Origin of the sequence: Streptomyces sp. ALI-76-A (assembly GCF_030287445.1) — a bacterium.
In the GTDB taxonomy this organism is placed as follows: Bacteria; Actinomycetota; Actinomycetes; order Streptomycetales; family Streptomycetaceae; genus Streptomyces.
Genome location: NZ_JASVWB010000002.1, coordinates 3,066,950 through 3,093,561 on the forward strand (window position 1 = coordinate 3,066,950; position 26,612 = coordinate 3,093,561).

The window sequence follows — 26,612 nt, forward strand, 5'->3', positions numbered from 1 at the left end:
GGCGTTAGGGTCGTCGATATGTTGATGCGGCCCCCTGGGCACGGCGGTGAGGCACCTCCCCGGGAGGGCCCGGCCACCGTGAACGACAGCGGAGGTCCGGGAGCGCCGGATCCTCGTCCCGCGGCAGGCGATGCCATGGGGCGGGTCTGACGCGGGTCGTCGCCGCACAAGGGACCGGGACCGACCGCCGGAGGGCGGAGCACCCCGTTCCGCCGCACAGCAGGAGGGGACGACAGTGGCCGACGCAGACGAGCAACTGACCGAACTGACCGGGGTCTTCGTCTTCCGGGTCCCGGAGGACACCTGGTGGTGGTCGGACGACCTGTTCCGGCTGCTCGGCTACGAGGCCGACACCTTGCCGCCCTCCGCGGCCCTGCTGCGGGACCATGTCCATCCCGAGGACCACTCGCTGCTCGACCGGGCCCTGAACCCGGGGAGGCGCACCGGCCGGCCCTTCACCTGCTTCCTGCGCGTCCAGGACAAGGGCGGCACCGAACACCAGGTGGTGCTGGTCGGCGACGGGCGGCGCGACGGCGACGACGTCGTGGTCCTGCGCGGCTTCCTCGTCGACCTGGGGCAGGCGGTGACGGACGCCGCGCTCCGCGCCGCCGCCGACGACATCGCCCGGGCCCGGAGATCACAGGAGGACGTGGACATCGCCCGGGGCGTGCTGATGGCGCTGTACGGCGTCGACGCCGACGTGGCACTGCGGATCCTGCGCCGCCATTCCCAGCACACCAACGTCAAGCTCCGCACACTCGCCCGGACGCTGCGCGAGGCCGCCCCGACGACACCCGGTGATCCGCAGCACGATCTGCACCAGCGGGTGTCCCGGGCGCTGTACCCGCTCGACCGGCGCTGAGATCCGCGTACGGGCCGACCCGCCGGGGTACTGGGGTGGCAGCCCGCCGGTTGGAAAGGCAGTCCGGCGGACCAGCACTCCCGGGGTGCCCCGGGGCGCCCCGGCGAGTGCGCGCCCGGGGCCGGCCCGCGCACGCCCGCCGGCGCACCGAGCTGCTCCGGGCGTCTCGCGACTCCGCACAACTCGTCCCCCGAGCAACTCGCCTCCCAAAATCGAACAGGCGTAGCATTAGCGTCGTGGCTACGACCTATGACTTTCCGAGTGACCTCCTCGCCGGTCAGGAGGAGCTGCATCAGGTCCGGGCCGAGCTGTCGGCCCTGCTCAAACGGCTTCCCTGGTCGGTCGAGCCGCTGGACGGTTTCAGTGACGACAACGGCTGGCGCAAGGTGGAACGCCCCGCCTCCCCCGGCTGGACGGCCGACGAACAGGCCGAGGTGGAGAAGCTCCGGCAGCGCGAGCACGAACTCGCGGTCTTCGTCAGTGGTCACCGCTTCTGGGCGGAGGTCACGGGGGCGGGACGCGTGGACGCCCGGATGAAGCTGAAGCACGCGCACGAGGCTCCGGAGAGGCCGGAGGAGAAGAGGACCTGAAGCGACGAGAGGACCCCGGCCATGATCGGCCGGGGTCCTCTTCCGGTGTGGGCGCGGACGGTTTCGAACCGCCGACATCCTGCTTGTAAGGCAGGCGCTCTACCCCTGAGCTACGCACCCGAGACGAGTCGACAGCCTACCTTGCCCGGGGCACTGCCCCGCAAACCCGCGCGGGGGACGCTCCCCGTGCGAGGGGCTGTCGCGAGGGCCCGTACGGGGCCCCCGTACGGGGGTTATCCCCACCCGGAACCCGGGAGTACGCAGGATCCCCCGGCCGGCGCCGGATCCGTACGGTCGAAGCACGAAGAGCGAAGAGGAGGGGCGGGCGCGCGGAGCGTCCGCCGGACCTTCGCCGGCCGTCCCAGGGGGAGATCGTCATGTTCCGTTCCGTTGCCGCCCGTACCGTCGCCGCGGCCGGTGTCGTCGCGGTCCTCGTGGCGGGAGCCGGCGCCTGTGGTGCCTCCGCCGGGGACGACAAGGAGCCCGACCACCGGTCCTTCGCCGTGCAGGGACGCACCCTCACCATCGACTCCGACGACTCGGCCCTGGAGATCGTCGCCGCGGACACCCACCCGGCGGGCAAGGTCGAGGTCACCCGGTGGTTCCAGGGCACGGTCGCCCTCGGCAAGGATCCCGAGGTGAGCTGGGCCATGACGGACGACCGGCTGAAGCTGCGGATGAGGTGCTCGGGCGTGGTGGCCGACTGCGCGGCCAGGCACCGCATCGAGGTGCCGCGCGGGATCGCCGTCAAGGTCGAGGACGGCGACGGCAGCGTCCGCGCGCGGGGCTTCGAGGATCCGCTGAGCATCCGCACGGGAGACGGTTCGGTCCGCGTCACCGACACCTCCGGCCCGCTGAGCGTGCGCACGGGCGACGGTTCGGTCCGCGTCAGCGACACCTCCGGCCCGCTGGACCTGCGCACCGGGGACGGCTCCGTCCGCGCGGACGTCTCCTCACGGCGGGTCAGCGCCCGCAGCGGCGACGGCTCGGTCCACCTCGAACTCGGCGCCGTACCGGACCGGGTGGACTCCCGCGCCGGGGACGGCTCGGTCACGGTGGTGCTGCCGCGCGCCGCGTACCGCGTGACCACGCAGACCGGCGACGGCGGGGTGGACGTGTCCGTGCCCCGGGACGAATCCAGCTCCCACGTGGTGTCCGCGCGGACCGGTGACGGCAAAGTCACGGTCCGAACCGCGAACTGAACGGCCCGTGTGTTCGTCCTCAACCGGTGGGAGAATGACACGGGGCAGGACGGATGACAGCACGGGAGAGGGATGTGACGGCGACACCATCGCAGTCGTACTCGCCGTTGGTGCCACGCGCACCCCGTCCCGTGCGGACCGCGCTCCGCGACACCCTCACCCTGGTCGGGCTGCCGCTCGTCGCCGCGCTCGCGCTGCCCGTCGCCTTCGCCGGCGGCGGCACCCGGCGCTGGTTCGGCGGGCGCGCGGAGAACCAGCGCGCCGAGGCGCAGGCCGCGAAGGACGCCGCCGCGGCGGCCTTCTACGACCTCGACACCGCCCAGCGCGATCTGCGGATCTCGATCGAGACCATCACCGCGGTCGACGACTCCCCGGCCGCCCGGCGCGCGGTCGCCGAGTTCGAGGCGATCGGCCTGCGCATCGACGAGGCCAGCCGCCAGTACATCCAGGCGGTCGACGCCTGCGACCTCGACCGGGACGACCTGGAGACCTCGGCCGCCACCCAGGCACGAACCGCGCTCACCCGGGCCAAGGACGAGCTGGAACGGGTCAAGCGGGAACTGGACCGGTTCACCGGTGGTCTCGGGCCGCTGCTCGGCAAGGCCGAGACCCAGCTGGCCCGGCTCGCCCCGGCCGTCGAGCGGGCCCGCCAGGGACTGCTGGCCGCGTCGAACGCCCTTGACGCCGTACGGGGTTCGGGGCTGAAGGCGGACGACCTCGCCGCCCGTCTCGCCGCCCTCGGCCCCGAGCTGACCAAGCTCAACCAGGGCGCCGGACAGCACGGTGTGCCGCAGACCCTGGAGCGCGCCGAGCGGGTGGCCCGGGAGGCGGAGGCGGTCCGGGTGGAGGCCGAGCGGCTGCCCGAGCGGGCCGCCGAGATCGACCACCGGCTGGTGTCCCTGCGCACCCGCGCCGAGGCCCTCACGACCCGCGCCGACCAGGTCGAGCCGATCCTGAGCGAACTGCGCCGGCGCTTCACCGTCGCCTGCTGGCAGGACCTCCAGCACATCCCGGAGCAGGCCGAGCAGAACGTGGCGCAGGCCGAGCTGAAGCTGCGGGAGGCCCGCGCCGCACGCGACGAACAGCGCTGGCCGGACGCGACCGCCCTGCTGTCGACGGTCCGCGCCCTGCTGAACACGACCGACGAGTCCGTCTCCGCCGCCGGCGACCGGCTGCGCCGCCTGAACGCCGTCCAGAAGGACCCCCAGCAGGAGATCGACCGGACCCGCTTCGCCATCCGGGACGCCCAGCGCCTGGCCATGGCCGGCCGCCACACCCCCGACCCCCGCCACGCACGGCCCCTGGACGAGGCGGTCGCCCGCCTGGACCGGGCGGTCGCCACCCTGGAGGGCCGCCACCCCGACTACTGGCACTTCCTGACGGAGACGGAGGGGGTACGGCAGTCGGTCACCCGGGTCGTCAACCAGATCCGGGAGGAGCGCGGGTCCGGACACTGACACGCGCCCGCGCCGATACGCGGGCGCCGGTTAACCTGTGCTCATGCCTCGCTACGAGTACCGCTGCCGGACCTGCGGCGACACCTTCGAACTGAGCCGTCCGATGGCGGAGTCCTCCGCCCCGACCGCCTGCCCCTCCGGCCACGACGACACGGTGAAGCTCCTGTCCACGGTGGCCGTCGGCGGTTCGGCCTCCGCCCCGGCCCCGTCCCCCGGCGCGGGCGGCGGAGGCGGAGGCGGCTGCTGCGGCGGGGGCTGCTGCGGCTGACGCCACCCGAGGCGCCTGTGGGCCGAGGAGGACCGCGGCGGATCACGCGGTCTTCCTCAGGGTGCCTTCAGCAACGGTTTTCTAGCGTGGACGGCATGACAGCCATCGCAGCGCAGACGGTCACGGACGGAGGTCCGGGCCCGCAGTGGGTCAACGACCTCATGGACACACTGGGCGCGCCCGGCGCCGGCATCGCCATCGCCCTGGAGAACCTCTTCCCTCCGCTGCCCAGCGAGGTGATCCTGCCGCTCGCGGGGTTCGCGGCGAGCAGCGGGCGCATGGACCTGTTCGCCGTCCTGCTGTGGACGACAGCGGGTTCGGTGATCGGCGCGCTGGCGTTGTACGGGGTCGGTGCCCTGCTCGGCCGTGACCGCACGGTGGCGATAGCGGCCCGGCTGCCGCTGGTGAAGGTGACGGACATCGAGAAGACGGAGGCGTGGTTCCTGCGGCACGGCACCAAGGCGGTGTTCTTCGGCCGGATGATCCCGATCTTCCGCAGTCTGATATCGGTGCCGGCCGGCGTCGAGCGCATGCGCCTGCCGCTGTTCCTCGCCCTGACCACGCTGGGCAGCGCGCTGTGGAACACCGCCTTCGTGCTCGCCGGTTACGCCCTGGGCGACAACTGGACCGAGGTCACGACGATCGTCTCCGCGTACTCGAAGGTGGTCCTCGTCCTCGCCGCTGTGGCGGTGCTGGCGTTCGTCGGGACACGGCTGCTGCGGCGACCGGGATCGGGCCGCCGCAGGCAGCAGCGGGAAGCGCACCAGCGCCCGTAGCCGCGTGGCCGGCCCTGCGGGCGCGGCAGCGCGGCCGGAAGACGCCCGCCGGCGAGTCCGCGCCCGCCGGTCAGCCGCCCCGCTCCGCCAGGACGTCCCGCTCCGTCAGGACACCCCGCCCCGCACCACGCGCAGGAACTCCCGCAGGATCCGCTCCCCCGCCAGCACGCCCCGCTCGGGCAGCGCGCTGATCGACGGTGCCGTCCAGCCGGCCTCCGCCAGTTCCCCGTGGCCCGGGCGCCAGCCCTGGTCCGCGGCGAGGAGGAGGTCGGCGTCGAGGAGGGAGTCGCCGGCGGCGAGGGTGAGGTCGGCGCCGGTACGGCGGGCGACCTCGTGCATGGCCGCGCTCTTGGTGAGCGGCTTGGGAACGGCGTAGATCTTGCGGCCCTGGAGGGAGACCGTCCAGCCGCGGTTCTCCGCCCAGACCGCGAGTTCCTTGACCCAGTCCTCCGGGAGGAGTTCACGTTCGACGACCAGGTAGGCGAAGAGGTCCTCGGCGATCCGGTGCTTGCGCACCCAGAGCGGGTCGGCCGTCGCCATCAGATGGTCGCGCACCTCGTCCAGCGACGCGCACTCCTCGGCCAGCCGGGCCGTCACCCGCGCGTGCCAGTCGGGGTCGGACTCTCCGTCCACCAGGATGTGGCCGCCATTGGCGCAGATCGCGTACGTGGGCGGCGGACCCGGCAGGTTGATGCGCTGGTACTGCTTGCGGGTGCGGGTCGTGGTCGGTACGAAGACCGCCGCGTCCCCGAGTTCCCCGAGCAGTCCGGCGGCCGTCTCCGTCAGGAACGACAGCGGCTTGCTCTCGTGCACCTCGATGCACAGCAGTCGCGGGGCCCGCGCGTCCGGCATGGTCAGCGCGAGGGCCGCGGCGGAGTAGATCAGCGTACGGTCGAGGTCGCTCGCCACCAGTACCGGCATCAGACCGTCACCGCCCGGCCGTCGGCGCCCGTCGCACCCCGGGTGTACTTCGGGTGGATCAACCCCACGCAGGTGTACGGGAGTTCGGCGACCTCTTGCACCGGGACACCTCTCTGTTCGGCCAGCAGACGGACGTGGTCCAGGTCGGCGCCCGCGCCGGCCCGGGCGAGGATCTTCCACGGCACCCGGCGCAGCAGCACCCGGGTGGTCTCGCCGACGCCGGGCTTGACGAGGTTCACGTCGTGGATGCCGTACTCCTCACTGATCCGCTCGACGGCCGCCCAGCCCTCCCAGGTGGGGGCGCGGTCACCGGAGAGCAGGTCCTTGGCCTGGGTGTCGACGGCGTCGACGACCTCGGGGAAGCGGGCGGCGACCGCGTCCAGGAAGGCCACCGAGGCGTCGGCGCCGGCGAGTTCGCGGTAGAACTTCGCGCCGTGGAAGTCGTTCGGGCCGACCAGGTCCGCACGCAGGACGGTACGCGAGATCAGGCCGGACACCGTCGAGTTGAGGCAGGCGGACGGGATGAGGAAGTCCTCGCGGGTGCCGTACGTCCGCACGCACGAGCCGGGGTCGGCGAGCACCGCGATCTCCGGGTCGAAGCCGGTGATGCCGTCGGAGGCCTCGAACTCCGTGATGGCGTCGGCGAGTTCGCGGGTGATGGCGCCCTTGCCGGTCCAGCCGTCGACGAAGACGACGTCGGCCGGGTCGTGGTGGGCGGCCAGCCAGCGCAGCGCGTTGGCGTCGATGCCCCGGCCGCGCACGATGGACACGGCGTAGTGCGGCAGGTCGAGGCCGTGCCGGAACTGGGCCCAGCGGCGCATCAGCACCCCGATCGGGGTGCCCGCGCGGGCCAGCGACACCAGGACGGGCCTCGGCGAGCGCTCGGCCAGCACGATCTCGGTGACCGCGCCCACCGCCCGCGCCAGTCGCGCGGCCGACTCCTGGAGCGCCGTGTGGAACAGCTCCTGGTAGCGCTCGCTGGGCTGGTACTCCACCGGCAGCGACTCGGCGTAGTGCGCGCCGCCGCTCTGGATGGCCTCCTCGCGCTCCTCGGTCGGCGCCTCCAGCGTCACGTCCGAGAGGTCCTGGAGCAGCCAGCCGACCTCCTCGGGCGCGTACGAGGAGAAGGCGGGGCCGCGAAGGGGCTCGGGCAGCATGTCGGATCTCTCTCCAGGGGGAACGGCGACGTACAGCGGCTCGGGTGTGTAGGACGGGACGACCGCGAGGACGACCTGCGGGGTGTGTGCGGCGAGCCGGGCCAGCAGGCCGTCCGGGGCGTGCAGGGCGGGCGTGTCGGCGACCGAGTCGACGACGGCGACGACGGTGTCGAAGCCGGCGCCCGCGACGTTGTAGGCGTAGCGCTCGCCGGGGCCGTCGGCCGGGTCGTCGTGGGCGGGGAAGACGATGCGGCTGCGTATCGCGTACCCGGGGTCGTCGACCGCGAGGACGGGCGAGCGGGTGGTGGTCGAGTACCGCACCTCGGCGTCGGTGACCTGCTCCAGTTCACGGGCCAGCCGCAGCGGTGCGTACATCAGCTCCTCGAAGCCGAGCACGAGGATTCGCCGGGCGTCGCCGGGTATCGCCTCCGCGAGCCGGGCGGCCATGGCGGGCAGCGCTCGCTCCAGGCGCGTGCGATGCCGGGCGGTGAAGCCGTGCCGCCCGCCGTCGGGCAGGCCACTGGGCCAGCGCAGGTCGACCCGGGTCACACGGCCGTACGACTCCGCCCCGGCGGGGATCCTCGCGGAGGCGTCGGCGGCACCGGTCGCGACCGCCGCCTCGTGCCGCGCGACCAGTTCCTGCCCCTTCTCCAGCACGCGCTCGGGGAGCCGCACCGTCCCGGAGGCCGCCGCGACCAGGTCCACCCGGGCACCGATCTCGCGGGCGAACGCGTCCAGCCGGCCGGCGTCGGCCGCCGAGCGCATGTCGACCAGGGCGACCACCACATACCGTCGCCGCGGATAGCGTTCGTGCAGGTCACGAATGGTGTTGAGGATCGTGTTCCCGGTGGAGAACTCGTCGTCGACCAGCACCAGTGGCCCGTCGCCGACCAGCAGCGTCGGGTCCTCGGGAAGCAGCAGGTGGGAGGTGGCGTGCGAGTGGGACTCCTCGAAGCCGCCCGCCGGGGCCACGCCCAGCACCGGGCGGCGGGTGGAGTGCAGACAGGGCGCCGGGCCCAGGCCGTCGGCGACACAGTGGCCGAGGCCGGTGGCGGTCTCCGCGTACCCGAGGACGACCGCCCGGCCGGCCTCGTCGTCGCCCAGCAGGGAGCGCACGCGGCGGCCGAGGGCGAAGCCGTAGCCGTACACGACGGACGGTGCCTGCGGTATGTGCTTGCCCAGCACGTGGGAGACGAGCAGATGCGCCCGCTTGGGGTTGCGGCGCAGCGCCAGCCCGAGCAGGCCGGTCAGCTCGTCGTCGCCCACGAGTTCGACGCCGAGCCGCTCGGCGACCCAGCTGCCGGACCAGACCCCGTCGTCGTTCACTGCGTTGTTCATGCGTCCCTTGAATAGAAGCCGGTTGAGGTGATGCGGCCGGTTCAGGCCGGGATACCGGCCGCGAGCAGCTCCACGAAGCCGATGTCCTCGTTCGCCACGCCGAACACCTCGGCGCGCAGCATGGTCCGCTCGGCCCAGGCGCGGTGCGGCTTCACTTCGTTCATTTTGTTCGTGTACGCCGACCTGAGCACCCCGCCACCGCCCCGTTCCGGCCGCAGGATGTCCTGGGCGTCACTGAACTCCTCGTGACTGACCACCGACAGTGCGTGGACCGGCAGCACGTGCGAGGGGTGGATGCAGGTCTTGCCGAGCAGCCCGTTGGCCTGGTCGAGGGTGATCTCGCGCAGCAGCCCGTCCATGGAGTGCTCGATGAGCGCCTCGCGCAGTTCCTCCGCCTGGCCCTCCAGGAAGGGGCTGCGGCGCAGCTGCGGCTTGAACATGCGCTCCTGGACGCGGAAGTACTCCCACACCGGCCCGGTCACCGTGAATCCGGTGCCGTCGGCCCGGCCCAGCATGTTCACCACGTCGGAGATCACGGAGGCGACGATCTGCACGTCCCACGCGGTCATGTCGGGGGCCCGGCGCAGCCCGTACGAGGAGCAGAAGTCGGTCACGCCCAGGCGCAGCGCCAGTACCCGGTCGCGGTACTTGTCGACCACGCGGAAGATGCCCTCCAGGGTCTCCACCCGCGACTCGCGGTACAGCAGCTCGGGCGACTCCAGCACCGGCATGGCGAACAGGCGCCGCCCGCTGTCGGCCTCGGCGAGCTGGAGGGCCTCCAGGAAGGGGATGCCGCGCTCCGCGGTGAACTTCGGCATCACGAACCCGGACAGCAGCCGGACGGCGGGCCCCAGACGCCGTACGAGGTCGGGGATCTGCTCCGGCGTCCGCACCCGGACGAACAGCAGCGGCAGGTCCGCCGTGCCCCGTCCGGCGAGGTCCGTGAACTGCCGGACGAGGTTCTCCTCGGCGTCCGCGACGTCGTCGTCGCCGATCGAGTCCTCCAGGCACAGCACCATCGAGACCACGCCGCGCTCGGTCTGCTTGACGATGTCGTCGGCGAGTCTGGGCCGGGTGGCGGGGCTGTAGAGCGTGGCCCCCAGGGCCGCGGCGAGCAGCCGGGCCGGGGAGTCCGCGGTGAACGTGCAGGGCTCCTGGTGGAAGAGACGCTGTCGCACCTCAGGGGCGATGTGCCCGAAATGACGCATGGATCTCCCCCGTGGTGGTCGAGCAGCCGCTGTGAGCGGTTCACAGTGGCCGGTAATAGTACGTAGACATCCATGTCACGGGTTCCCGTGAGGCATGAATTTCTGGTAACGCGGGCGAACACACCCGCATCCACGGGGTTACGACACCTCCGAGGAAGCGAGTACCCCGCATTGTCGTGACCAGGACCGAGAAGGCAGGATGACCGCATGACGCACGCGATGCTGAAGGGGTCGAACGTCCCGCTCGAAGCCACCACGGTACGTGCCGTGCTGCGCTGGTCGCCCGGGCAGGGGGTGCCGGTCGTCGACGCCTCGGCGCTGCTCCTCGGTCCCGACGGTCGTGTGCGATCCGACGAGGACTTCGTCTTCTACAACCAGCCCCGGCATCCGTCCGGGAAGGTCTGGCTGCTCGGCAAGAAGCGCGTCGTCGAGGGCCCCACCGACACGATCCAGACAGATCTCTCCGGGGTCGAGGCCGACGTCAGCCAGATCCTGCTGGTCGCCTCGGCGGAGGACGTCACCTTCGACCGCGTACAGGGCCTGCGGATCCTGCTGTACGACGCCACGGTGCCCGACGGCGAGCCGCTGGCCCACTTCGACATCAAGCCGGAGACGGGCCGGGAGACCGCGCTGATCTGCGGGGAGCTGTACCGGCGCGGCGATGGCTGGAAGTTCCGGGCGCTGGGTGAGGGCTACACCAACGGGCTACAGGGCCTGGCGACGGACTACGGCATCTCGGTGGACGAGTCGGAGGGGGCGGAGGAGACACCGGCGGCGGCGCCGGACATCACGGCGACCGCGGTCGTCCCGGTCGCGCCCCAGCCGTCGGCCCCGACCCAGCAGGCGTCCGACATCTCCTCCCCGCCGATGCCCCCGGAGCAGCCGCCGGGCGTCCCCACCCAGCCGGCCTACGGCTACCCCCAGCAGCCCGTGGCCGCCGCGGCCCAGTCGGCCTACGGCTATCCGCACCCGGCGAGCCGGCCGGCGTACGGCTACCCGCAGGCGGCAGCCACCGCCCCGGACCCGGAGTTCCGCCTGCCCCCGCAGGGGCCGCAGTTCATCGGACGGTGACGGGAGCGCCCCCCTCAGCGCTCGGTCTTGGCCTTGTATCCCCGCCCCCACTGCAGTCCCCACCCGTACAGCCGGTCCAGCTCCGCCTGGAATCCGTACACGAACTTCACCTCGCGCCGCACCAGCACCTCCCCCTTCACGTTCTCGATCATCACCACCGCACACGACCGGGCCTGGGGGTGCCGCTCGTCGAGGCCTATCTCGATGCGCGGGCCGTTGCTGGGGTACAGCGTCACGATCGCGTGCGTACGGTCGAACGCCGGTGTCTGGTCGTAGATGTACACGAAGACCAGCAGCCGCTTGATGGACTCACGGTGGTCGAGGTTGACGTACATCGTCTCGCCGGACGCCGAGCCGAACCGGTCGTCGCCGCTGAGCTTCACGTACGGCGCCCCGTTGACGTCCCCGAGGAAGCCGCCGAGCGGCTGGACGACGCCCTTGGTGCCGTCCTGGAGCTCGTACAGGCAGCCCAGGTCGAGGTCGACGTTGACCATGCTCTGGCTGTGCCCGAGGACCTCCGGCGGCTTGAGCGCCCGGAAGGGGTGCCGCAGCAGGCTCTCCCGCTGGGAGCCGCCGAAGTCGGACGTCCGCATCCGCCAGGCCAGGTTGACGCGCAGATGCCCGGTGGCCGCGCCCTGCTTGGTCAGGGAGACCTGGCTGTGCCGTTTGGTCAGCTCGATGGCGTTGCTGGCGGCACTGCCGGAGTCGAACACGGCCTCACGCCCGCCCAGGAGCCCGTCGAAGAAACCCATTCCCGCCCCCACGTCTCATGTCACAGGCCTGCGGGGCGGCACCGAGGAGTCGTCCTCGACACCGCCCCGCACAGAGCGTTCCGCGTTCAGAAGGTGATCACACCCCGGACGACACCTCAGTCTTCTCGTCCGTGCCCGACGCTTTTCCCTCAGCCGCCGCCAGCGCCTTGTTGCGGCGCACGGAGGACCAGAAGGACCAGCCGATCAGGACGACACCGATCATGCCGGTGATGATCTCGTTGATCTGGTACTGGATCGTGATCAGCAGGATCATGGCGAGCGCGCCGATCGCGTAGTGCGCGCCGTGCTCCAGGTACACGTAGTCGTCGAGGGTGCCCTGGCGGACCAGGTAGACCGTGAGCGACCGGACGTACATGGCGCCGATGCCCAGGCCGAGCGCCATCAGCACGATGTCGTTGGTGATGGCGAACGCGCCGATCACGCCGTCGAAGGAGAACGACGCGTCCAGGACCTCCAGGTAGAGGAACATGAAGAACGCGGCCTTGCCGGCCACGACGACCGCCGAGCGTGGCTTGCCGGCGCGGACGGCCTCTTCCTCCTGCTCGTGCTCGCGCTCCTCCTCCTCTTCGAGCTTGTCCTCGAAGTAGCTGGAGAGACCGCCCACGATCATGTAGGTGATCAGGCCGGCGATGCCGGAGAGGAGGACCGTCTCCGCCTTGTCGGCGTGCGTCCCGCCGTGCTGGTGGGCGTGGGTCGCGAAGGTCATCGCGGAGATCATCAGCACGACCAGGGCGATGCAGACCGACAGCATGTCGACCTTGCCGAGCTTGGAGAGCGGCCGCTCCAGCCAGCCCAGCCACTTGATGTCCCGGTCCTCGAAGATGAAGTCGAGGAAGATCATGAGGAGGAACATGCCACCGAACGCGGCGATCGACGGATGCGCGTCGGTCACCAGCTGCTCGTAGCGGTCCTTGTCGGTCAGGGCGAGGTCGACGGCCTCGATCGGACCCATGGAGGCGCTGACCGCGACGATGACGACCGGGAAGACCAGCCGCATACCGAAGACGGCGATGAGGATGCCGATGGTGAGGAAGATCTTCTGCCAGAAGGCACTCATCTTCTTCAGGATGCCGGCGTTGACCACTGCGTTGTCGAAGGACAGCGAGATCTCGAGGACGGAGAGGATCGCCACGATACCGAAAGCGGTCCACCCCCCGTAGAAGACCGCCGCGACGAGGCCGAGCGCGGTGACCGCGAACGACCAGCCGAAGGTTTTCAGAACCACTGGCTACCCAATCCTGTAAGTACGGGTCTTGACCGCGCCGTACTCGGCTTTACGAAACATTGACTCCGAAGTCTAGAGCGATGCCCCGCAGTCCCGACGCGTACCCCTGCCCCACGGCCCTGAACTTCCATTCGCCCTGGTGGCGATAGACCTCACCGAAGATCATCGCGGTCTCGGTGGAGGCGTCCTCGCTGAGGTCGTAGCGTGCGAGTTCCTGGCCGTCGGCCTGGTTGACCACACGGATGAAGGCATTGCTGACCTGTCCGAACGTCTGACCGCGCTCGTCGGCCAGGTGGATGGAGACAGGGAAGACGATCCTGTCGCACTGCGGCGGCACCTTGGAGAGGTCGATCAGGATCGACTCGTCGTCGCCGTCGCCCTCACCGGTGAGATTGTCCCCGGTGTGCTCGACCGAGCCGTCCGGACTCGTGAGCTGGTTGTAGAAGACGAACCACTCGTCCCCCAGCACCCGGCCCTTGCCGCACATCAGCGCGCTGGCGTCGAGGTCGAAGTCGGCTCCGGTGGTGGAGCGCGCGTCCCAGCCGAGCCCGATCATCACCTGGGCGAGGTCGGGTGCGGCCTTGGACAGGGAGACGTTGCCTCCCTTGGCGAGCGTGACGCCCATGTTGCTGGTCCCTCCCCGAGGCGGTGCTTCTCTGGTTGTCCTGCACGTCCGGCGCCGCACCCAAACCGTGCGACGCCGGACAGTGGAGCTGGACGACCGCTCAGACGTTCACGCCGAAGTCCTGGGCGATGCCGCGCAGACCCGAGGCGTAGCCCTGGCCGATGGCACGGAACTTCCACTCGGCGCCGTGCCGGTACAGCTCGCCGAAGACCATGGCGGTCTCGGTCGAGGCGTCCTCGGACAGGTCGTACCGGGCGATCTCGGCGCCGCCGGCCTGGTTCACGACGCGGATGAACGCGTTGCGCACCTGCCCGAAGGACTGCTGGCGGTTCTCGGCGTCGTAGATCGAGACCGGGAAGACGATCTTCTCGACGTCGGCCGGGACACCGGCGAGGTCGATCTTGATCTGCTCGTCGTCGCCCTCGCCCTCACCGGTGAGGTTGTCACCGGTGTGCTCGACCGAGCCGTCGGGGCTCTTGAGGTTGTTGAAGAAGATGAAGTGCGCGTCACTGGCGACCTTGCCGGACGAGTTCAGCAGCAGCGCGCTGGCGTCCAGGTCGAAGTCGGTGCCGGTCGTGGTGCGGATGTCCCACCCCAGACCGACGATGACCGCGGTCAGGCCCGGGGCCTCCTTGGTCAGCGATACGTTGCCGCCCTTGCTGAGGCTGACTCCCACGAGTCCTCCATTGGTGTCCAGGGGCGGGGAGCCCCGCCGTGCGTTCGATGTCGGATCAACGAGTCGATCCTAGTGACGGGTTCCCGTACCCCGCAGTCCCTGGAGCCGAACAATCACAGGGTGTCGAGCGCCTCCACGTACTCGTTCAGGTCACGCGCGTCGGGCAGGGCGTTGACGACGGTCCAGCGGACGAGGCCCTCCTTGTCGATGACGAAGGTGCCGCGCACCGCGCAGCCCTTGTCCTCGGCGAAGACGCCGTAGGCGCGGGAGACCTCGCCGTGCGGCCAGAAGTCGCTCAGCAGGGGGTAGTCGAGGCCCTCCTGCTCGGCGAAGACGCGCAGGGTGTGGATCGAGTCGTTGGACACGGCGAGCAGCTGGGTGTCGCGGTCGGAGAACCTCGGGAGGTTGTCACGCAGCTCGCACAGCTCGCCGGTGCACACACCGGTGAAGGCGAAGGGGTAGAAGAGCAGGACGACGTTCTTGCCGCCGCGGAAGTCCGACAGCCGCACGGTGGCGCCGTGGTTGTCCTTGAGCTCGAAGTCGGGGGCCTTGTCGCCGACCTGGATCGCCATCTCCTGGATGTCCCTTCGGTGGGGCTGTTCGGGTGACGTCCACCCTACGCAGCGACCGCCGAACGGCATCGGACGGGCTGGCGGTGCCAGCCCGTCCGGCGTTCAAGGGGTTACTTCTTCGACTTCGCGGCCTTCGGCGTCACCAGCCGGCTGCCGCTCCAGTCCTTGCCGACGCTGACGCTCTTCGACGCGGAGAGCCCGGCCGTCGTCGCGGCTTCGGAGATGTCGCTCGGCTCCACGTAGCCGTCCCGGCCGGTCTTCGGCGTCAGCAGCAGAATCGAGCCGCCCTCCTCGATGTACGTGATGGCATCCACCAGCACATCCGTCAGGTCGCCGTCCTCGTCGCGGAACCACAGCACCACGGCATCGGCTACATCGTCGTAGTCCTCATCCACAAGGTCGCTGCCGATGACTTCCTCAATGGCCTCGCGGAGTTCCTGGTCTACGTCGTCGTCGTAGCCGATCTCCTGGACCACCTGCTCGGGCTGGAACCCCAGCCTGACGGCAGGGTTCGTCCGCTCCTCCGCGTGGTCCGCGGTCGCGCTCACGGGTTGCCTCCTGATCGTATTTCGGTGAATGTCTCAGCCACGCGCGTGCGCGCAGCATTGGCCGTAGTCCACACGGGCGGGACGGATCGCGCAAGTACCCGGCCGTTCAGACCGCCGAAACGGTGACGTTCCCGGCCGTGTCGCCGCAACCTACGGCACGTCGTCCCGGCTCCCGGGTGACGCAGCCCACACCTTTCTGCCCTGTTTGTGCGTTTGGGAACCTTCTCCGGGGACGAACCCCTGGACCGAGTGCTGGACCAGGACTCGGTTACCCCACAGTAGAGGTGACGTTTGCCGTCCCGAGGTACACGATGGGGAACGATGCAGGCAGACCGTGAACCCTCAGCACACAGGGACCAGCAGCCCTCTGACAGGTAAGGAACAGCGTGGCTTCCGGATCCGATCGCAACCCGATCATCATTGGCGGCCTTCCGAGTCAGGTTCCTGACTTCGACCCCGAGGAGACCCAGGAGTGGCTCGACTCCCTGGACGCCGCCGTCGACGAGCGCGGCCGGGAGCGGGCCCGCTATCTGATGCTGCGGCTGATCGAGCGCGCCCGCGAGAAGCGCGTGGCCGTGCCCGAGATGCGCAGCACGGACTACGTCAACACCATCCCCACCAAGAGCGAGCCGTTCTTCCCCGGCAACGAGGACATCGAGCGCAGGATCCTGAACGCGACCCGGTGGAACGCCGCGGTCATGGTGTCCAGGGCCCAGCGTCCCGGCATCGGGGTCGGCGGCCACATCGCCACCTTCGCCTCCTCAGCCTCGCTCTACGACGTCGGCTTCAACCACTTCTTCCGCGGCAAGGACGAGGGCGACGGCGGCGACCAGGTCTTCTTCCAGGGCCACGCGTCTCCGGGCATCTACGCGCGCGCGTACCTGCTGGACCGGCTGGACGGGAAGAACCTCGACGCCTTCCGGCAGGAGAAGTCGAGGGCGCCGTACGGCCTGTCGAGCTACCCGCATCCGCGGCTGATGCCGGACTTCTGGGAGTTCCCGACCGTGTCGATGGGGCTCGGCCCGATCGGCGCGATCTACCAGGCGCGGATGAACCGCTACATGCACGCGCGCGGGATCGCCGACACCTCGAAGTCGCACGTGTGGGCGTTCCTCGGGGACGGCGAGATGGACGAGCCGGAGTCGCTGGGCCAGCTGTCCATCGCCGCCCGTGAGGGCCTGGACAACCTCACCTTCGTCGTCAACTGCAACCTCCAGCGGCTCGACGGCCCGGTGCGCGGCAACGGCAAGATCATCCAGGAGCTGGAGTCGATCTTCCGGGGCGCCGGCTGGAACGTGATCAAGCTGGTGTGGGACCGCACCTGGGACCCGCTGCTGGCGCAGGACCGCGACGGCGTGCTGGTCAACAAGATGAACACCACGCCGGACGGCCAGTTCCAGACGTACGCCACCGAGACCGGCGCGTACATCCGCGACCACTTCTTCGGTGACGACCACCGGCTGCGCGCGATGGTCGAGAACATGACCGACGACCAGATCCTGCACCTGGGGCGCGGCGGTCACGACCACCGGAAGATCTTCGCCGCGTACAAGGCGGCCGTCGAGCACAAGGGCCAGCCGACCGTCATCCTGGCCAAGACCATCAAGGGCTGGACGCTGGGTCCCAACTTCGAGGGCCGCAACGCCACGCACCAGATGAAGAAGCTGACGGTCGACGACCTCAAGGGCTTCCGCGACCGGCTGCACCTGCCGATCTCCGACAAGGAGCTGGAGGGCGGCCTGCCGCCCTACTACCACCCGGGCCGGGACTCGGAAGAGATCCAGTACATGCACGACCGCCGCAACTCGCTCGGCGGTTACGTCCCGACCCGCGTGGTGCGGTCCGAACCGCTGACGCTGCCCGAGGACAAGACGTACGCGAGTGTGAAGAAGGGCTCCGGCCAGCAGTCCATCGCCACCACCATGGCGTTCGTGCGACTGCTCAAGGACCTCATGCGGGACAAGGAGATCGGCAAGCGGTTCGTGCTGATCGCGCCGGACGAGTACCGCACGTTCGGCATGGACTCCTTCTTCCCGAGTGCGAAGATCTATAATCCGCTCGGCCAGCAGTACGAGGCCGTGGACCGGGACCTGTTGCTCGCGTACAAGGAGTCGCCGCAAGGGCAGATGCTGCACGACGGCATCTCCGAGGCGGGCTGCACCGCCTCCCTGATCGCGGCGGGTTCGGCGTACGCCACACACGGCGAGCCGCTCATCCCGGTGTACGTCTTCTACTCGATGTTCGGTTTCCAGCGCACCGGTGACCAGTTCTGGCAGATGTCGGACCAGCTGGCGCGCGGTTTCGTCCTGGGCGCGACCGCCGGGCGCACGACCCTGACCGGTGAGGGCCTCCAGCACGCGGACGGCCACTCGCAGCTGCTCGCCTCGACCAACCCGGGTTGTGTGGCGTACGACCCGGCCTACGGCTTCGAGATCGCGCACATCGTGCAGGACGGGCTGCGCCGGATGTACGGCGGCTCCGAGGACCACCCGCAGGGCGAGGACGTCTTCTACTACCTCACCGTCTACAACGAGCCGATCCAGCACCCGGCCGAGCCCGCGAACGTGGACGTCGAGGGCATCCTCAAGGGCATCCACCGCTTCAGCGAGGGCACCTCGGGGTCGATCCCGGCGCAGATCATGGCGTCCGGTGTGGCGGTCCCGTGGGCGGTCGAGGCGCAGAAGATCCTCGCCGAGGAGTGGGACGTGAAGGCCGACGTCTGGTCGGCCACCTCCTGGAACGAGCTGCGGCGCGACGCCGTGGCCTGCGAGGAGCACAACCTGCTGCACCCCGAGGAGGAGCAGCGGGTGCCGTACGTGACGCGCAAGCTGACCGGCGCGCAGGGACCGTTCGTGGCCGTGTCCGACTGGATGCGGTCGGTTCCGGACCAGATCGCCCGGTGGGTGCCGGGGGCGTACCAGTCGCTGGGCGCCGACGGCTTCGGCTTCGCGGACACGCGCGGGGCGGCCCGGCGGTTCTTCCACATCGACGCGCAGTCGATCGTGGTGGGCGTGCTGACCGAGCTGGCCAAGGAGGGCAAGGTGGACCGGTCGGTGCTGAAGCAGGCCATCGACCGCTACCAGCTGCTCGACGTCACGGCGGCCGATCCGGGGGCCGCGGGCGGCGACGCGTAGCGCCGTCCGGCAGGCACGACCGAGGGCGGTGGGGCCTGGGGCCCCGCCGCCCTTACCGTTTCTTTACGATGCGGTCATGAAAGAACCATCGGCGCAGGTGCGTTGGGAGCGGCGCACGCAACGGCCCCTGCTGGCGCTCGCGGTGCTGTTCGCCGTCGCGTACGCCGTGCCCATCGTGGTCAGCCCGGCGAGCCGGTCGCTGACGGACGCGTGCACGGCGGTCGAGTGGGTGGTGTGGGCCGCGTTCGCCGTCGACTACCTGGTGCGGCTGTTCCTCGCGGACGACCGTCGGCGGTTCATCCGGACGCACTGGCTGGACCTGGGCGCGGTGCTGCTGCCGTTGCTCCAGCCGCTGCGGCTGCTGCGGCTGGTGTCGACGCTGCTGCTGGTGCAGCGGCGGGCGCGGATGGCCTCGCAGATCCGGCTGACGACGTATGTCGCGGGGGCGGTGGTCGGGCTGCTGATGTTCGGGTCGCTGGCCGTGCTGTCGGTGGAGCGGGAGTCGGCGGACGGGAACATCCGGACACTGGGTGACGCGGTGTGGTGGTCGTTCACCACGATGACGACCGTGGGGTACGGCGACCACGCGCCGACCACCGGCCTGGGGCGGGTGATCGCGGTGGGGCTGATGCTGTCCGGGATCGCGCTGCTGGGTGTGGTGACCGCGAACATCGCCGCGTGGTTCATCGCGCGCTTCGAGAAGGACGACCTGGAGGAGCGCCGGCAGACGGAGGCGATCCGGCTGCTGACCGACGAGGTGCGGGCGCTGCGGACGGAGGTCGCGGCGCTGCGGGAACGCTCCCCCGGACCGTGACCCCGGCCGGGACATGAGGGCGGGCCCCCGGTCGTCCCACCGAGGGCCCTTCCCTCACTCGCCCCGGGTCAGAACATGCCGTACCCCGGGGTGGCCGCTCCGGCGAGCGCGATGACTGCCAGGAGCGTGTCGATGGCGCCCAGGACGAGGGCGACCAGGGCCGGGACGGAGCGGCTGCCGCCCGCCCAGCTGCGGCCCATGGCAAGCCAGCCGCAGACGATCGCGACCGGGCCGAGGATGATCCCCAGCACGAAGAAGCCGGCGACCGCGCAGATGGCTCCGACGATCGCGAGCGTCGCGCGATCCGGCCCGCTCCGTGACCACGTCCGGCCACGTGAGCGAGGGTGTCCGCGCGTTCCACTTCGGTAACTCGCCATCATCAACTCCCAGAACCCCTCGAATAGTTCGGGTTCGTTCTCGGGTTCGTTGATGCGGGTACCCCGGGTTCGGCCGCTCATCCCCCGGCTTTTTCCGCGGTGTTCCGGCCTTGCGGCGCGCCGCCCCCCTCCGGCAGCGCGCCGCAGCGCCGTCGCCCTCTTCATACGAGATCCCCGAACTTGCCAGGGGAACTTGCCGTACCGGAGTGCTTGACCCACTGTGACGTGTGGCGGGTACTGGATGCGAGGAATCTTTAGCGTTGTCACCCTGATAGGTGAACTCGGCCCCTTTTCCCGGGAGTTCGGCGGGTCCGGCGTGTCCCGGTCAGATGTGGCCGACCCCCGCGCCCGCCTCCGCGTTCTCGCCGCGCTTCGTGAGCAGCGCGACCAGGACGGCGACCACGGCGACACCGGCGGCGACCAGGGACGCCAGGCTCATGCCGGAGACGAAGGTGTCGTGCGCCACATCACCGATCTTCGCGGCGACGGCCTCCGGCGTGTTGGGGGCGACCGGCGGCACACCCACCTGGACCGCCTCCGAGGCCTGGTCCAACTGGTGCGGGGTGAGCGGCGGGAGACCGGCGTCCTTCCAGTTGCCCGCGAGGTCGCTGTCGACCTTGGACGCCATCACCGCGCCGAGGACGGCCGTACCGAGGCTGCCGCCGATCTGCATCCCGGCCTGCTGGAGACCGCCGGCGACACCGGAGAGCTCCATCGGGGCGTTGCCGACGATGACCTCGGTGGCGCCGACCATGACGGGCGCGAGACCGAGGCCCAGCAGGGCGAACCAGAGAGACATGAGACCGCTGCCGGTGCCCGCGTCCAGTGTCGACATGCCGGCCATGGCGATCGCGACGGCCGCCATGCCGCCGGCCAGCGGGACGCGCGGGCCGAACTTGGTGATCATCGCGCCGGCGAGCGGGGAACCGACGATCATCATTCCGGTGAGCGGGAGCAGGTGCAGACCGGCGTCGATCGGGCCCATGCCGTGCACGTTCTGGAGATAGAACGTCACGAAGAACAGGCCGCCCATGAAGGCGATCGCCATCAGGACCATCAGCACGACACCCGCGGACAACGGGACCGAGCGGAACAGCGCCAGCGGGATCAGCGGCTCCTTGACCTTCGTCTCCCAGAAGGCGAAGAGGGCGAAGCCGACGACGGCCACCACGATGAACGTCCAGGTCCGGCCGTCGCCCCAGCCCCATTCGGGGGCCTTGATCAGTGCCCACACCAGGCAGAACATCGCGGCCGACAGCAGGGCGATGCCCAGCACGTCGAAGGAGCGCGGGGCGTTCTCGGCCCTGTGGTCGAGCAGGATCCACGCGCCGAGGGCCACGGCGAGGACGCCGACCGGCACGTTGATGAAGAACACCGACTGCCAGTTGACGTGCTCGACCAGGACACCGCCGATGATCGGGCCGCCCGCGGTGGAGGCGCCGATGACCATGCCCCAGATGCCGATGGCCATGTTGAGCTTCTCGGCGGAGAAGGTGGCGCGCAGCAGGCCGAGCGCGGCCGGCATCAGCAGGGCGCCGAACAGGCCCTGAAGGACGCGGAAGGTGATGACCAGCGCGATGCTGCTGGACATCCCGATGGCCCCGGAGGCGGCGGCGAAGCCCACCACGCCGATCAGGAAGGTCTGCCGGTGGCCGAAGCGGTCACCGAGCTTGCCCGCGGTGATCAGGCAGACCGCGAGAGCGAGGAAGTAGCCGTTGGTGATCCACTGGACGTCGGCGAAGCTGGCGTTCAGGTCCTTCTGGATGGCCGGGTTGGCTATCGCCACGATGGTGCCGTCGAGGGCCACCATCATGACCCCGACCGCGACGGTGATGAGCGTGAACCAGGGGTGGCCGCGCAGCCCGGACGCCGGCCGGCCCGAGGAGCCCGAGGAGGAGGACGACGCTTCGTCCCCCGGCCCCGTCTTGTCGAGGGTGGTCTGACTAGTCATGCGTTCGAGGCTAATGACAGCCGCTGACAATTGACAAACCAATTCACAAGTCGGTAACTGTCAGGACACTTGCCCCTAGCCTGGGCCGGGTGAACGACTCGAAGGAGAGACCCATGGAGACGGCGACCCGGCCGGGCCTGCGTGAGCTGAAGAAGCAGCGCACCCGCGACGCGCTGCTGCGGGCCGCCCTCGAACTGTTCGTCAGCCGGGGCTACGAGGGCACCACCGTCGACGACATCGCCGAGGCCGTCGAGGTCTCGCAGCGCACCTTCTTCCGCTACTTCGCGGGCAAGGAGGAGGCCGCCCTGGCCCTCCAGGACCGGACCCTGGCGCACTTCGTCGCGTCGGTGCGCGAGCGCCCGCCGCACGAGGCCCCGATGGAGGCGCTGCGCCAGGCCGTGCTGGACGGGTGGGACACCCTCAACGAGATCGTGGAGGCCGTCGTCCCGGTCGAGGTCCATCTGCGCATGTACCGGCTGATCGAGTCGACCCCCGTGCTGCTCGCCGCCTATCTGCGCCGCTCCGACGAGGCGGAGGAGGAGATCGCGCGCGTGCTCGCCGCGCGCGAGGGCCTCGACGTGGACGCGGACCCGCGCCCGCGGCTGGCGGTGGCCGTGTTCAGCGGTGTGATGCGGGTGACGGGACGGCAGTGGAGCACCGGCGAGGACTTCAGCCTGGCGGCGATCCGGGAACTGACGGAGCGTTACCTCGCCCAGGTGGGGCCGGCGCTGACGGGCAGCTGGCGAACAGGCTGACGTTCCGTCCCAGTTACATCCCTTTTCTCCAAACGTGATTCGTGCCACTCGGTCAACGCGAGACCCGTTCGTTCTCCTAGTGTGTCCTTTCAGTGACTTCCTTCGACACCTCCCCGCCACTGAACGTCCAGCGCGCGCTGCTCGCGTTGGCCGTCGTGTTCGTGATGCTGGCGACCACCGGCTGGACCGCGCTGCGCAGCCAGGGGAGCACCACCGCGCTGGAGGCCTCGCTCTCGGAGTGGGAGCACGGCCGCCTCCACGGGCAGCCCCTGCCCGACCCGGACACGGGCCCCCGGCGCCTGGCCCGCTTCTTCGCCGCGCTCACCGCCCAGGAGGGTGCCGTCCTCGCCCGGCGCTATCCGCTCGCGGTCGGCAACATGAACGGCGCCCCCGCCGAGCTGCGCTACCGCGCCAACCGGATCGCGCTCGGCCAGGCCCGCCGGGACGAGCTGAAACGCATGCACGACACACGGCTGTCGCCGGGCGGGCAGCAGCAGGCGGGCCTGCGCATGCACCGCTACGAGGCGCTGATGGCGAAGGGCCGCCGCATCCTGGCGTTCGACCCCGGCGGCACGGGCCGGGTCGCCGAGGTGTTCGGAGACCTCACCACGGCCGAGCGGGTCTCCGTCGTGGTCCCCGGCGTCGACACCGACCTGCTGACCTTCCAGCGCACCAGCCGCAGATACTCCGCCCCCGCCGGCATGGCCGAGGCCCTCCACGAGGCCGAGCGCGCGGCCAGCCCGACGACGCGTACGGCCGTCATCGCCTGGGCCGACTACACGGCGCCCGCCGGGCTCGGCCTCGACTCCGCCACCGCGATGCGCGCGGCGCAGGGCGCGGTCCGGCTGAACGCGCTGGTGCGCGGCCTGCCCGGCGACTCCCCGGTCTCCCTCTTCTGCCACAGCTACGGATCCGTGGTGTGCGGCCTGGCCGCGCGCGGGCTGCCGGACCGGGTGGCCGACATCGCGGTGGCGGGCAGCCCCGGGATGCGGGTCGCGAGCGCCGCCCACCTGCGCACCTCCGCGCGGGTGTGGGCGATGCGGGACGCCGACGACTGGATCCAGGACGTGCCGTACCTGGAGGTCGGCGGGTTCGGCCACGGGGCCGACCCGATGTCCTCCGCGTTCGGCGCCCGGGTGCTGTCGGCGCGGGGCGCGGACGGGCACAGCGGCTATTTCGTGCCGGGTACGCGGAGCCTGCTGAACTTCGCGGAGATCGGCGTCGGCGCGTACCGCTCGGTGCGCTGCGCGGGCGACACGGAAGCCTGCCGGACGGGTTTGTCCGGTACGACCACGGCCGGACGCGCGTAGAGGCGCAGGAACCGCGGTCTGCGCGGGGAGGGGACGAAGAAGCTCGTGCCGCATACGATGAGCCGCATGGGTGACGTACTGGCCGGATTTCATGCCGCCTGGGAGTTCGAGTCCGACTCCGTGCTCATCCGCTACGAACGGGGCATTCGCACTCCCAGGCTGTTCCAGGCGCTGGGCGAGCGGCGGGTCCCCCTGGAGGCGCTCTCCGGGGTGACACTCTCCCCCGGCCGGCGCGGAACGGTCGTGCTGCGCGCCACGCCGCGCCCTGGCGCCGACCCGCTGACGGAGGCGGCCGCGGGACAGCTGACGGAGGGCTGCGATCCGTACCGGTTGGTGCTGCCCGCCGAGCGCGAGACGCTCGCCGAGTACTACGCCGACGAGCTGCGGGCCCGGCTGACCGCGGCGGACGACGGGCCGGCCGACAGATTCCTGGTGGCCGCGCCCGAGGTGCCGCTGCGGTTCAAGGCCTACGACGGCAAGGCGTCCTTCGACGGACGCACCGTGCGCTTCCGCTGGTTCTGGACCGGGGCGTCCTCGGCGAAGTGGAAGGCCGGGGACCAGAGCTTCCCGGTGGCCGGACTGAGCGGAGTGGAGTGGCGGTCGCCGGAGGCGTTCGAGGGGTATCTGCGGCTGCTGCGGCGGGACGCGGGCGAGCAGCCGGCGCAGGCCGACCAGGATCCCGCGGCGGTGGTCTTCGGGCTGGGATACGGACCCGTGCACGAGTCGCTGCCGTTCGCCGCGGCGGTCCTGGCGGCCGTACGGGAACAGCGGGGGCCGGTCGCGGCGGTACCCGCGGCCGGCCCCCGCCGGGACCCCGCCGACATCGCCGAACGGATCCGTCACCTCGGGGAGTTGCACCAGGCGGGCCTGGTGACGGACGAGGAGTTCTCGGTGAAGAAGGCGGAACTGCTGGCGGAGCTGTAGTCACCCGCGCTCCTCACGTCCGGCCGAGGTGAACGCCATGTCCGCGTAGCGGTCGCCCGCCACCTGGGCCGCGATCGGCTCCAGGAGGGCCAGCTGCTCCGCCGTCAGCTCGATCCTCGTCGCCGCCGTGTTCTCCTCGATCCGGGCGGCCTTGCGGGTGCCCGGGATCGGGACCACCGGGAGGCCGTGCACCGCCGCCTGCTGGTGCACCCAGGCCAGTGCCACCTGTCCGGGCGAGACCCCGTGGGCCCCGGCCACCGCGCGGACCGGCTCCAGCAGGGCCGCGTTCGCGGCGGCGTTCTCACCGGTGAAGCGGGGCTGCTGTCGGCGGAAGTCGTCGGGGGTCAGATCCTGGTCGGCGTCGGCGAAGGAGCCGGTGAGGAAGCCCCGGCCGAGCGGGGAGTACGGCACCAGGGCCACACCCAGCTCGCGGGCCGCCGGCACCACCCGCGCCTCGATGTCCCGGCTGAACAGCGACCACTCCGACTGCACGGCGGCGATCGGGTGCACGGCCTGCGCGGCCCGCAGCTCCGCCGCCGTGACCTCGCTCAGGCCCAGGTGCTTGACCTTGCCCTCGCGCACCAGCTCGGCCATGACGCCGACGGTCTCCTCGATCGGCACGTTCACATCGCGCCGGTGCATGTAGTAGAGGTCGATGACGTCGACGTCCAGGCGGGTCAGGCTCGCCTCGACGGCCTGGCGGATGTAGGGCGGGTCGTTGCGGATGATCCGCCGGGTCGGGTCGTCCGGCGGGATCGCCAGGGCGAACTTGGTGGCGATCACGACGTCGTCGCGGTGCGCCTTGAAGAAGGGGGCGAGGAACCGCTCGTTGTCGCCCGCGCCGTACGCGTCCGCCGTGTCGTACAGGGTCACGCCGAGTTCCAGGGCCCGTTCCAGGGCGGCCCGGGCCTCGCCGGCGTCCGTGGGGCCGTACGCGAAGCTCATGCCCATGCAGCCGAGGCCCTGCACGCCCACCTCGGGGCCGCCGGCGCCGAGCCGTACCGCGGGGATCCTGCCGTTGGTCATCAGGACCTCTCCGACGCCAGGGCCCGCCCGGCGTCCGCGTAGAAACCGATCTTCCGGTCGAGGACCGCGAGCGTGTCCTGGAGTTCCGCGATCCGGGCGAGGACGTCCTCGCGGGTCGCCTTCAGCAGCTCGAAGCGGTCGCCGTACGTGTGGTCGCCCTCGCGCACCAGCTCGGCGTAGCGCACCATGTCCGCGACCGGCATGCCGGTCAGCCGGAGCTTGCCGACGAGGTCGAGCCAGTCGAGGTCGCGGTTGCTGTACCGGCGCTGTCCGGTGTGCGAGCGGTCTATGTGCGGCATCAGGCCGATGCGTTCGTACCAGCGCAGAGTGTGCGCGGTGAGGCCGGTGATCGCGACGACCTCGCTGATCGTGTAGCTGTCCTGGCCTTCCGGCCGCCTGCGGTGGTGCGGCGGGGCCGCACAGCTGTCGGTCCTGGTATCCGGGGTCTCCATCACCGTCATGGCCTCAACGCTATGGCCTTCGAGTGCACTCCAAGCAAGCGGATCCGGTAAGAAATCGGCGGACGCGGCATCGGTCTGCTGGCTAGCGTGCGGGACATGAGTCTCGTACGTCGTGCCACGGCCGAGGACGCGGAGGAAGTGCTCCGGCTGCGTCAGGTGATGATCGACTCGGTGTTCGCCGGCGCGGACGCGGGCGCCGCGTCCACGAGGTGGCACAGCGCCTCGCTGCCCGTGCTGCGCGCCCGCCTCGCCGAACCGGACGGGGACTTCGCGGCGTTCGTCGTGGACCGTCCGGAGCGGCCGGGGGCCCTGGCGGCGCTGGCGGCCGGCACGGAGGAGTACCGCATCGGACGGGCCGGCAACCCGCACGGACGGGTCGGCCACGTCTTCAGCGTGGCCACCGACCCGGACGCCCGGCGCCGGGGACACGCGCGCGCGTGCGTGGAGGAACTGCTGCGGTGGTTCCGCGAGCGGGGCGTCGCGCAGGTCGACCTGAACGCGTCCGCCGCGGCCGAACCGCTCTACGCGTCCCTGGGCTTCGTGCGCAAGCCGGACCCCTCGATGCGGCTGACGTTCTGAGCGGCTTAGGCT

26 protein-coding genes and 1 tRNA gene are annotated in these 26,612 nt (G+C 70.8%); 13 read left to right on the top strand and 14 right to left on the bottom strand.

All coding sequences use genetic code 11. The annotated features are described in order from the left end of the window. Positions 1-235: 235 nt before the first annotated feature. Positions 236-862 (top strand): PAS and ANTAR domain-containing protein, encoded by a 627-nt coding sequence (locus tag QQS16_RS14745; RefSeq protein ID WP_286062123.1) that lies wholly within the window; start codon positions 236-238, stop codon positions 860-862. A gap of 236 nt (positions 863-1,098) precedes the next feature. Next, positions 1,099-1,452, top strand: a complete 354-nt coding sequence (locus QQS16_RS14750; RefSeq protein ID WP_286062124.1) for a DUF8825 domain-containing protein — start codon at positions 1,099-1,101, stop codon at positions 1,450-1,452. Between the two features lie 48 nt (positions 1,453-1,500). Here the strand turns inward: QQS16_RS14750 and QQS16_RS14755 are convergent. Beyond that, a tRNA-Val gene (locus tag QQS16_RS14755) sits at positions 1,501-1,572 on the bottom strand. Positions 1,573-1,829: 257 nt separating this feature from the next. Here QQS16_RS14755 and QQS16_RS14760 point away from each other — a divergent pair. The 4 genes from QQS16_RS14760 (at position 1,830) to QQS16_RS14775 (ending at position 5,155) form a co-directional block, all read left to right on the top strand. Next, complete coding sequence (locus QQS16_RS14760; RefSeq protein ID WP_286062125.1) at positions 1,830-2,654, top strand: DUF4097 family beta strand repeat-containing protein; 825 nt, start codon at positions 1,830-1,832, stop codon at positions 2,652-2,654. Between the two features lie 74 nt (positions 2,655-2,728). Then, positions 2,729-4,111, top strand: a complete 1,383-nt coding sequence (locus QQS16_RS14765; RefSeq protein WP_286062126.1) for a hypothetical protein — start codon at positions 2,729-2,731, stop codon at positions 4,109-4,111. 43 nt (positions 4,112-4,154) lie between these two features. Further along, positions 4,155-4,379, top strand: coding sequence for an FmdB family zinc ribbon protein (locus tag QQS16_RS14770; RefSeq protein ID WP_286062127.1), 225 nt, complete (start codon positions 4,155-4,157; stop codon positions 4,377-4,379). Between the two features lie 95 nt (positions 4,380-4,474). Continuing rightward, positions 4,475-5,155, top strand: a complete 681-nt coding sequence (locus tag QQS16_RS14775) for a DedA family protein (protein ID WP_286062128.1) — start codon at positions 4,475-4,477, stop codon at positions 5,153-5,155. A gap of 105 nt (positions 5,156-5,260) precedes the next feature. On the opposite strand, the gene QQS16_RS14780 is transcribed toward QQS16_RS14775, so the two are convergent. The 3 genes from QQS16_RS14780 to QQS16_RS14790 are packed head-to-tail and all read right to left on the bottom strand — an operon-like array spanning position 5,261 to position 9,779. Next, positions 5,261-6,076 (bottom strand): HAD family hydrolase, encoded by an 816-nt coding sequence (locus tag QQS16_RS14780; protein WP_286062129.1) that lies wholly within the window; start codon positions 6,074-6,076, stop codon positions 5,261-5,263. Next, complete coding sequence (locus QQS16_RS14785) at positions 6,076-8,571, bottom strand: phosphoribosyltransferase (protein WP_286062130.1); 2,496 nt, start codon at positions 8,569-8,571, stop codon at positions 6,076-6,078. Before QQS16_RS14785 ends, QQS16_RS14780 begins: the two co-directional genes overlap by 1 nt. A gap of 41 nt (positions 8,572-8,612) precedes the next feature. Beyond that, complete coding sequence (locus QQS16_RS14790; protein ID WP_286062131.1) at positions 8,613-9,779, bottom strand: HpcH/HpaI aldolase/citrate lyase family protein; 1,167 nt, start codon at positions 9,777-9,779, stop codon at positions 8,613-8,615. 207 nt (positions 9,780-9,986) lie between these two features. Between QQS16_RS14790 and QQS16_RS14795 the strand changes: the two genes are divergently transcribed. Then, positions 9,987-10,850, top strand: a complete 864-nt coding sequence (locus tag QQS16_RS14795) for a TerD family protein (protein WP_286062132.1) — start codon at positions 9,987-9,989, stop codon at positions 10,848-10,850. Positions 10,851-10,864: 14 nt separating this feature from the next. Here QQS16_RS14795 and QQS16_RS14800 read toward each other — a convergent pair whose 3' ends face one another. From QQS16_RS14800 to QQS16_RS14825, 6 genes are all read right to left on the bottom strand, one after another. Beyond that, the gene (locus QQS16_RS14800; protein WP_286062133.1) at positions 10,865-11,602 is read right to left on the bottom strand and encodes a TerD family protein; all 738 of its coding nucleotides are present in this window, start codon (positions 11,600-11,602) and stop codon (positions 10,865-10,867) included. A gap of 97 nt (positions 11,603-11,699) precedes the next feature. Continuing rightward, positions 11,700-12,848: a DUF475 domain-containing protein gene (locus tag QQS16_RS14805; RefSeq protein WP_286062134.1), complete on the bottom strand. Its 1,149-nt coding sequence runs from the start codon at positions 12,846-12,848 to the stop codon at positions 11,700-11,702. Between the two features lie 49 nt (positions 12,849-12,897). Further along, positions 12,898-13,473, bottom strand: a complete 576-nt coding sequence (locus QQS16_RS14810) for a TerD family protein (protein WP_286062135.1) — start codon at positions 13,471-13,473, stop codon at positions 12,898-12,900. A gap of 100 nt (positions 13,474-13,573) precedes the next feature. Next, positions 13,574-14,149: a calcium homeostasis/redox stress adaptation protein gene (locus tag QQS16_RS14815; protein WP_286062136.1), complete on the bottom strand. Its 576-nt coding sequence runs from the start codon at positions 14,147-14,149 to the stop codon at positions 13,574-13,576. Positions 14,150-14,262: 113 nt separating this feature from the next. Next, entirely contained in the window at positions 14,263-14,721 is a 459-nt protein-coding gene (locus QQS16_RS14820; RefSeq protein ID WP_286062137.1) for a peroxiredoxin, read from the bottom strand. A 110-nt stretch (positions 14,722-14,831) separates the two neighbouring features. Continuing rightward, a complete protein-coding gene (locus QQS16_RS14825) occupies positions 14,832-15,269 on the bottom strand; it encodes a DUF3052 domain-containing protein (RefSeq protein ID WP_030678242.1) in 438 nt (145 codons plus the stop codon). 386 nt (positions 15,270-15,655) lie between these two features. On the opposite strand from QQS16_RS14825, the gene aceE reads away from it, so the two are divergent. Then, entirely contained in the window at positions 15,656-18,403 is a 2,748-nt protein-coding gene (gene aceE, locus QQS16_RS14830; RefSeq protein WP_286062138.1) for a pyruvate dehydrogenase (acetyl-transferring), homodimeric type, read from the top strand. Positions 18,404-18,479: 76 nt separating this feature from the next. Then, positions 18,480-19,217 carry a potassium channel family protein gene (locus QQS16_RS14835; RefSeq protein WP_286062139.1) on the top strand — a complete coding sequence of 246 codons (738 nt, stop codon included), beginning with the start codon at positions 18,480-18,482 and terminating at the stop codon, positions 19,215-19,217. A gap of 68 nt (positions 19,218-19,285) precedes the next feature. On the opposite strand, the gene QQS16_RS14840 is transcribed toward QQS16_RS14835, so the two are convergent. Next, positions 19,286-19,597 (bottom strand): small hydrophobic protein, encoded by a 312-nt coding sequence (locus QQS16_RS14840; protein ID WP_286066327.1) that lies wholly within the window; start codon positions 19,595-19,597, stop codon positions 19,286-19,288. 322 nt (positions 19,598-19,919) lie between these two features. Beyond that, positions 19,920-21,545 carry an MFS transporter gene (locus tag QQS16_RS14845; protein ID WP_286062140.1) on the bottom strand — a complete coding sequence of 542 codons (1,626 nt, stop codon included), beginning with the start codon at positions 21,543-21,545 and terminating at the stop codon, positions 19,920-19,922. A gap of 113 nt (positions 21,546-21,658) precedes the next feature. Here QQS16_RS14845 and QQS16_RS14850 point away from each other — a divergent pair, with 113 nt between their 5' ends. The 3 genes from QQS16_RS14850 (at position 21,659) to QQS16_RS14860 (ending at position 24,534) form a co-directional block, all read left to right on the top strand. After that, positions 21,659-22,300, top strand: coding sequence for a TetR family transcriptional regulator (locus tag QQS16_RS14850; RefSeq protein WP_286062141.1), 642 nt, complete (start codon positions 21,659-21,661; stop codon positions 22,298-22,300). Between the two features lie 92 nt (positions 22,301-22,392). Then, on the top strand, positions 22,393-23,610 hold the full coding sequence (locus tag QQS16_RS14855; RefSeq protein ID WP_286062143.1) for an alpha/beta hydrolase: 1,218 nt from the start codon (positions 22,393-22,395) through the stop codon (positions 23,608-23,610). 57 nt (positions 23,611-23,667) lie between these two features. After that, on the top strand, positions 23,668-24,534 hold the full coding sequence (locus QQS16_RS14860; protein WP_286066328.1) for a DUF4429 domain-containing protein: 867 nt from the start codon (positions 23,668-23,670) through the stop codon (positions 24,532-24,534). Here QQS16_RS14860 and QQS16_RS14865 read toward each other — a convergent pair whose 3' ends face one another. Both QQS16_RS14865 and QQS16_RS14870 read right to left on the bottom strand, forming a co-directional pair. Continuing rightward, entirely contained in the window at positions 24,535-25,560 is a 1,026-nt protein-coding gene (locus QQS16_RS14865; protein WP_286062144.1) for an aldo/keto reductase, read from the bottom strand. Continuing rightward, positions 25,560-26,021 (bottom strand): MerR family transcriptional regulator, encoded by a 462-nt coding sequence (locus QQS16_RS14870; RefSeq protein ID WP_286062145.1) that lies wholly within the window; start codon positions 26,019-26,021, stop codon positions 25,560-25,562. Before QQS16_RS14870 ends, QQS16_RS14865 begins: the two co-directional genes overlap by 1 nt. Before the next feature lie 96 nt (positions 26,022-26,117). Between QQS16_RS14870 and QQS16_RS14875 the strand changes: the two genes are divergently transcribed. Then, a complete protein-coding gene (locus QQS16_RS14875; protein ID WP_286062146.1) occupies positions 26,118-26,600 on the top strand; it encodes a GNAT family N-acetyltransferase in 483 nt (160 codons plus the stop codon). The last annotated feature ends 12 nt before the right edge of the window (positions 26,601-26,612 follow it).